Consider the following 6,696-nt stretch of genomic DNA (forward strand, 5'->3'; position numbering starts at 1 on the left):
GTCATGGCAGATGAGCTAATCCGCAAGTCCTAAACCGTGCCTCGTTGACGCAAAAAATGCATTCGCCGGACGCTTACCATGAGCTGACCATCGCCCGCGACGTGCTGCGCACCCGCCGGCGGGTTGCCGGCCAATCTCCTGATTGGGCGCTCTCTGCCGACGGCATCCGCTCGCTGCGCCAGGCGTGGCCTGGACCATCTTTGGGTGGCGGTGGCGAGGTTGAAAGGGAAGCCGACGTGGAGCCTGCTCCGGTTCGGGAAGGGGAGGGGGACGATGCCGACGGTGGCGAAAAAGCCGGGCCGAGCCGAGATCCGCGAACGCAATGCGTTGGTCTATGATCTCGACTGGGACGAGGATGCCCGGCTCGACGAATGGCGCGGGGTGCTCCGCCAGGCCGAACACCTGCCGGTGGTGCTGCAGGCGATTGTCGCCCTCGATGCCTGGAACGAGTTTTCCGTCCTTCAGCACGCGCCCTGGCTCGGCCGGCTGTTTTGCGCCTCAATCCTGCGCCAGGCCGGCATCACCACCGGCGCCCATCTGGCCGCCATTAACCTCGGCCTCAAAACCATTCCCGTCGATCGGCGCCGCCATCGCGACCGGGAAACTCGAATGCTCGCCATCGCGCGAGGTCTTTTGGCGGCGGCCGAGATCGGCATGAAAGAGCATGACCGGCTGGTGCTGGCGAAGACTATGATGGACCGAAAGCTGGACGGGCGCCGGACGTCTTCAAAGCTGCCGGAGCTGGTCGAGCTCGTCATGGCAAAGCCGCTCGTGTCGGCCGGGATGGTGGCGAAGACGCTCGACGTCACGCCGCAGGCGGCGCGGCGGATTGTTTTGGAGCTGGGCTTGCGTGAGATGACGGGCAGGGGGAGGTTTCGAGCGTGGGGGATTTCGTAGCGAAGTGGCTAAACGAAATAACCTCCACATTGAGCCGATGAATCGAATCAACTCAGTTGATCCTGATGGTAGCGTAGGACAGGGATGACAAGTCTACTTTCAGCTCGTCCGTGAAATGCATCTCATATGCATTCGCATCGTATCCCACGAACCGCACGCCTCTTGCCCGTAAGCTTCGAAACACGCGGCAAACTGCCGATATGAAGAGAGGTATAACGTTGAAATAGAGCTGTTTGTCAGGGTAGCCCTCTCGCCGTGCCTTCGAGAAAAATTCGCTGAAGCTGAGGTCAGCTTTCAATTGTCCCAGAAGCTTGCTTCTGTTCAAAGCACTCATTTTGCCTTCTAGAGCAGGTGAATTTTGACTGGGGTCGAGGCGAAACAGGAAATCTTCGGCCTTGTAGAGTTGGCGTCCGACATGTGCCTCGCCTACCAAGGTGTGGCTCGCGATCAAAAATTCGGCGCCGCTGAACCGATGGGGGCCTCCATCCTGCGCCATCGTATTGTTCCAGCTGGAGAACAGTTCGTGATCTCTGTGATGGATCGCATTTCTAAGCATTAAAATAAGCGCGGTGTCGGCATGATCAAAATAATTGAAAACCGCTCGATCTACGTCATAAACGCTGTGAAAAGCTTCTAGCTTCGCCTCGAATGCGCGATCGAGATTATCGATGGCTTCCTCTAGGTCTACTTTTTTTAGCTCGTTGAACCTGGCATTCGCTTCTGCGTAGATACGCATTGAATTGGCAAGCTTAGCGACGGCACGTTCAGTAATCTTCATCTTTGCTTCTGTGTTCATAGGCGGTCAGCTTGGGGAAAGGCAGCCCAGGCGCTCGACAGGCAATCGATCGCCTGCTCAGTATCCGAGTACGCACAACTATACCATCTGTACAGACACGGATGCAAAGGGCCAGGATTCAAAATGAAAAAGGAGTACAACCCACCCCTCGTGTTGGAGTTCGTGTGATGCCTTTGATACAAACGCCGGTTCTCAGAATTAGACCATTGCTAGCCCGTCGAAGGGTAAAGCGGGCTTCCGCCATTTTGCTTTTCAAGAAAGTCGAAACAACTGGCAGCGTCGGGATCGCTCATATCGATCCCGTATTCTTCTCCAAAGATCGCCAGAAAGAAGAACAGCCTCTTGTCTTCCGTGTAGACGAAGTCGAATTCGTGAAGGACCTCGTAGACATCGGAGTTCTCACGGAACAGTGCGTCATGCGCGTAGAGCCGGCGGCGGGAGTAACCCCACGTCGACGGTTGTTCACCGATCCTCACATACCGCCGGACGGGATCGAGCGCTTCCATCCCTAGAAGTTCCTGCCGCCACGGCCACCTCGCCAAAGACATCGATGCCCTGATGCCATGGCCTATGACGCCCGCATCAAAGCCTCACAATGAGCTCGTCAGATACTATTCGGTGAGCTCACATCCAGCCCTCAGCCAGCACTACCCAGTAGCGGAAACTGAAAAATCAATGGGGCGTGGACGGCGCATACGGCGCAGCGCACGTCTTGGTGCTCAGCAGGATTGGCACTGCCGCATGTCCGACACTACGTGCAGCACCTCCTCGATCCACTCCGCCGCGCCTTCGGAAAACCACATGAAGCTAAATTCCGTCGATGCACTCGAGCGCAGAAAAAAGGCAGGCCCTAATCAACCCGAGGACAAATACTCACAATTTCCGCGATGCGCCGGTTCTTCTTCTGGCCTAAACTCGCTTGCCAAATGGATTTTCGCACGAGTCAGGTTGTGGTAGTCACGATCGAAAGCGAATCCGATGATTGTTCAGGTGCCGGCGGTAAACGATGAGTTATTCTGCATTTTTTCTCGCCACGCACTGGGGACGCGCACACGGCGGTATCAACGTCTTCAATCAGGACCTTGCCAAGGCGGTAGCCGCGGAGCTGGGCTCGACCGGGTTGTGCCACTGTCTCGTGATGGGGCCGAGGGCAAGCTCGGTCGAGGATCAGGTTATTGTCGAAACAGGAGAGGAACTCGGGTGCCCGGAGGCCATCGCGAACCGTATCCACGCGGCACTTGCGGCTTCTAATAACTTACAGAACGACGTCATTGTAGTCGGACATGACGTGCATACAGGTTTCCTGGCAATCGATACCGTTGGCTATCTGAGGGGGCTTAAGCTTCCGACGGTCCGATCTGCTGTAATCAAGCATATGCATTACAAGCAGTACGACCTACAGAAAGGGCTTTCCCTCGAAGAGCGAGGGGAGAAGGAAGCTCGGCAGACTGAATTGGCTGATCGTGCGGACCTCGTCCTGGCGGTTGGGCCACTTCTCGCTGAGAGCTCTTATGGCGCAACTGGCAAAAAGCGCGTAAGCATGCTCATCCCCGGTGTGCCGCCGTTAGAGCCCGCCATGGAAAATAACGAACCGGCTTGGCAGATCTTTATGAGCGGCCGTCTCGGCCAGCAGGACGACCGGGTTAAGAACGCGCAGCTAGCAATTTCTGCGGTTGCCATTGCTTATCGAAAGGCGAAAGAGGTCCATCAGGGCAGGGATAGCCGTTTTCTAAATCGAGGTTGCTTGACGTTGTTCGGAGCTGGTCCCGAAGCAGCCGAGCCGGCAAACCTCTCTGAGTATGGCGAGCACATCTCACTCGATCCGGTTTCGTACACAGCTGATGCGGGACGTCTATTTAAGACACTCGCGAATTCTCATTTCGCCTTGATGCCATCTTGGCACGAGGGCTTTGGGCTTTCCGGTTGGGAAGCTCTCAGTCTCGGCGTACCACTGATCTGTTCCAGCCATTCCGGCCTCTTCCAGTTCTTGAAGGCCAACGTTTGGGGCGGAAATGTCGGTGTTAGCAGCGAGGGGGTGGTTGAAATTTCCCTCACGGGCGAAAAGGCCGTCGATGCTGAGACCATGAGCAAAGCTATCCTTGGCCTCACTGGGAACTATAGCCGACGCAAGCATGGTGCCATGGAACTCGCATCGTTCTTGAGAGCGCACTATACATGGTCAGCCTGCGCGAAAGCATTCGCGAGCGCGTGCGATTGGCCACTTGCGACATCAGTCGCATGGCAGGAAAGACAGGCAGTCGCCAAGATCACCCTGCAGGATCCTGAAACTGAAGACGGGCTCATACGCCAAGCGGAGGAAATCGTCGCGAACGGCTTGGTCTATGCCGAGTGGGAGCGCGTTTGTACCGCCCTCAACATACTTAGTGCGCGAGGAAAGATCGAACACGGAGTAGTCGGGCTTGAAGCTCTTGCATATCTCGACCAATTGTCGCTGACGCTTGATACAATGCTGGAAAGTCAACGGGGAGTGACCTTCTCCCTGCGCAGCTCGGGGGAACTGGATGTCATCTGGCGCTTCCTGGCGGCCGCGTCAAGCGTGTCGGGATCGATCAACGATTTTATCAATCTCGTAAGGCCTAATGTTTGGCGGCAGATTTGCAGCGATGGTTTCCTGCTACGGGAATTCTTTTTCTACCTCTGCAGATTTGACAACGACTTCCAGTCCCACGACTATGAGGTGACCACAAAAATCGAGGAGGTCATTCGACGGGGACTGGCGGATGGCGATTTTCAGACACGGCTTGCCCGGTTGGGCCTTAAGCATTCAGTTTTGCTAGACGTGTTGAGACAGAGCGATTACTACAGCCAGTTGCCTAGGTTCGCCGCCGTAATAACTGCCTTTCAGGCTCAGCAGCTGGATTTTGCAGAAGTCGAACCTGAGCACTTTGCTACGTTCCTGTGGCTAGCAAGCGAAAGCGCCCTTCAAGGGATATACTCCCCTGACTTCACGCTGGACTTCATCAGGGAGGCGCTCGGAACCGGTTCAATTCCTAGACGTTGGCGAGGCGATAAGCGCTTCCCGGTGGCGGCAATGCTGAGTGCCCTGCCGGTCGACAAAGCGCTTCGCGTGCTTGGGGCATTCTCAACCGATGAAGACGAGACTATTCGCTGGGCGTGCGTCGATGTAGCGTTCTCGCGCTCGTTTCGCTCGCGTGTCGAGGCTACGTATAAGAGCCGACCGTTCATAGCCGGTACGAACCTGACAACGCGTCTGGGCGAAATTATTGACTCCGCTGTACGCTACGATGGATCTCATCCGTGGCTTCAGCGCGAGTTCATTAGGCTCTATCACGAGGAGGTTAAGCAAGGTTGGCGCGGCGGCTTCACGCCTTTCACTTTGAATGACTTTCCGAGGTCGCGTGAGCTGCTGGGCGCGAGTTTTTATCGGACGACGGACAAAGCTCGACCGAAGCTGCACCCGGAAGTCGAAGATGTTCGAAAAGCCGCAGCTGCAGATGTGAGGCGAATCTTGCTCGTGCTACCGCCGATCGAGATCGCAGGTAGCGCCGAACGAAAAAATGCATCTCGCACCACCACGCCCCCGTTGGGCCTCGGTCTCATTGCGAGCGCGCTCAGTCGTGCCGGACATTTTGTCGAGATTGCCGACTGTCATCGCTTTCCATCACTGACCAAAGAGTTAGCGGATCGAGCGGGCGAGTTCGATTGGGTAGGGTTCAATGTTGTTTTGAGCACCGTAAAGTCCACTCAGCAAATCGTTGCCGACATCAAGGCTCGATCCCCCGATGTCATGATTGCCATAGGCGGACCGGCAGCAAATCTTGGCGTCTGGCAAACTTCGGTTTCAGGAGCAGGCCAAGCTGACTGGGATTTCATTGTCAGGGGAAATGCGGAGCAGAATTTCGTCGATCTGGTGGCTCTGACGGGTAGTGCAGGCGCGTGGCCGGAAATCGCCGACGTAATCGCAAATCCAAAGAATCAACGACTCTTAGACACCCACTGCGAGAAATGGCACTTTTATCCTAAAGCAATCGAGAACGCTTTGCCGGACGCCTGGGAACCGATTGCGATGCTCGACAGGCGCGTCTTCCGAGGTCCAGATGGCGCTTACGAGCCAGCGCCCACCCGCAAGAAGAATCGCACCTATAAAGAAGCGCACGTCGTCATGTCGCGAGGCTGCGAATGGAAGTGTACTTTTTGCACCGAACGCAGGAATCTAAGCGGGGGCGAAAGAAGGCGCTCCACCGGATCTGTACTGAGTGAACTGATGGCGTTGGCACAAGAGCATCAAGACCTGCGTATCCAGTTCATCGACGACAATCTTCTGCCCCAGATCGCCGCTCGACCTCCTGACAGTGAGCTTGCCGTGTTGCACGATCTCAAATGGGCAAAGGACTTCCTGGCGGGTCTTGTCGACGTTCGTGAAGGCGCGCCCTGCGGCTTTGGTTGGCGGGGCATCTTCCGCTTTGAGGATTTCATCGAATATGAGAAGCAGGTTCCCGACTTTATCGGCCAACTTGTTAGATCGGGCTGTAGCATGTTGGCCTTCGGGATCGAACATGGCAATGAGACGCAGCGGAAAAAGCTGAAAGCAAACAAGACTTCGACGGCACTCAGTAATGACGACATATGTGCATTGATTCTACGCCTCAAAGCCGCAGGAATTAAGACTAAAGGGTACTTCATCCTCGGTGGGCAACATGACAGCGCCGAGAGCGCCAACGAAACAATTGCGTTCGCTCTGCGGTCAGGTGTCAGCCTCGCTTATTTTGCGATCTACAAGGATTTTGTTGACGCGGCTTCGAAGCTCCGAAGCAGTCCCTTGACTGATCGTAGAGAAGTGGAAGCCTACCTCAGCTACAAGCAGCTCTCGCAAGATCTCGATGGTATTTTCTTACCTGCTGAGAACTCCCGCGACCCATCTCCTGCTGAAATGTCCGACAGCAGTGACCTTGCCCCGTTGAAATAATCCATTTTGAAGTAAGCTCTGGCCCATTGAGAGGACCAGGGAATGAAGCGCAATC

The 6,696-nt window shown here is 55.7% G+C and carries 3 protein-coding genes and 1 pseudogene; 2 read left to right on the plus strand and 2 right to left on the minus strand.

The window, feature by feature from the left end; genetic code table 11:
* Positions 1 to 47: 47 nt before the first annotated feature.
* Positions 48 to 897, plus strand: a pseudogene (locus CO667_RS34045) (RHE_PE00001 family protein); the annotation flags it as partial.
* 52 nt (positions 898 to 949) lie between these two features.
* Here the strand turns inward: CO667_RS34045 and CO667_RS34050 are convergent.
* Positions 950 to 1,675 (minus strand): hypothetical protein, encoded by a 726-nt coding sequence (locus tag CO667_RS34050; RefSeq protein ID WP_096772333.1) that lies wholly within the window; start codon positions 1,673 to 1,675, stop codon positions 950 to 952.
* A gap of 227 nt (positions 1,676 to 1,902) precedes the next feature.
* Positions 1,903 to 2,199 carry a hypothetical protein gene (locus tag CO667_RS34055; protein WP_096772334.1) on the minus strand — a complete coding sequence of 99 codons (297 nt, stop codon included), beginning with the start codon at positions 2,197 to 2,199 and terminating at the stop codon, positions 1,903 to 1,905.
* Positions 2,200 to 2,699: 500 nt separating this feature from the next.
* On the opposite strand from CO667_RS34055, the gene CO667_RS34060 reads away from it, so the two are divergent.
* Entirely contained in the window at positions 2,700 to 6,641 is a 3,942-nt protein-coding gene (locus CO667_RS34060; RefSeq protein WP_096772335.1) for a cobalamin-dependent protein, read from the plus strand.
* Positions 6,642 to 6,696: the final 55 nt, after the last annotated feature.

Origin of the sequence: Rhizobium sp. L43 (assembly GCF_002531725.1) — a bacterium.
Classification (GTDB): Bacteria; Pseudomonadota; Alphaproteobacteria; order Rhizobiales; family Rhizobiaceae; genus Rhizobium.

Bases quoted from the DNA above. Each gene is read 5' to 3' on its own strand.
- CO667_RS34050 (WP_096772333.1), bottom strand. From the start codon at position 1,675: ATGAAGATTACTGAACGTGCCGTCGCTAAGCTTGCCAATTCAATGCGT.
- CO667_RS34055 (WP_096772334.1), bottom strand. From the start codon at position 2,199: ATGGAAGCGCTCGATCCCGTCCGGCGGTATGTGAGGATCGGTGAACAA.
- CO667_RS34060 (WP_096772335.1), top strand. From the start codon at position 2,700: ATGAGTTATTCTGCATTTTTTCTCGCCACGCACTGGGGACGCGCACAC.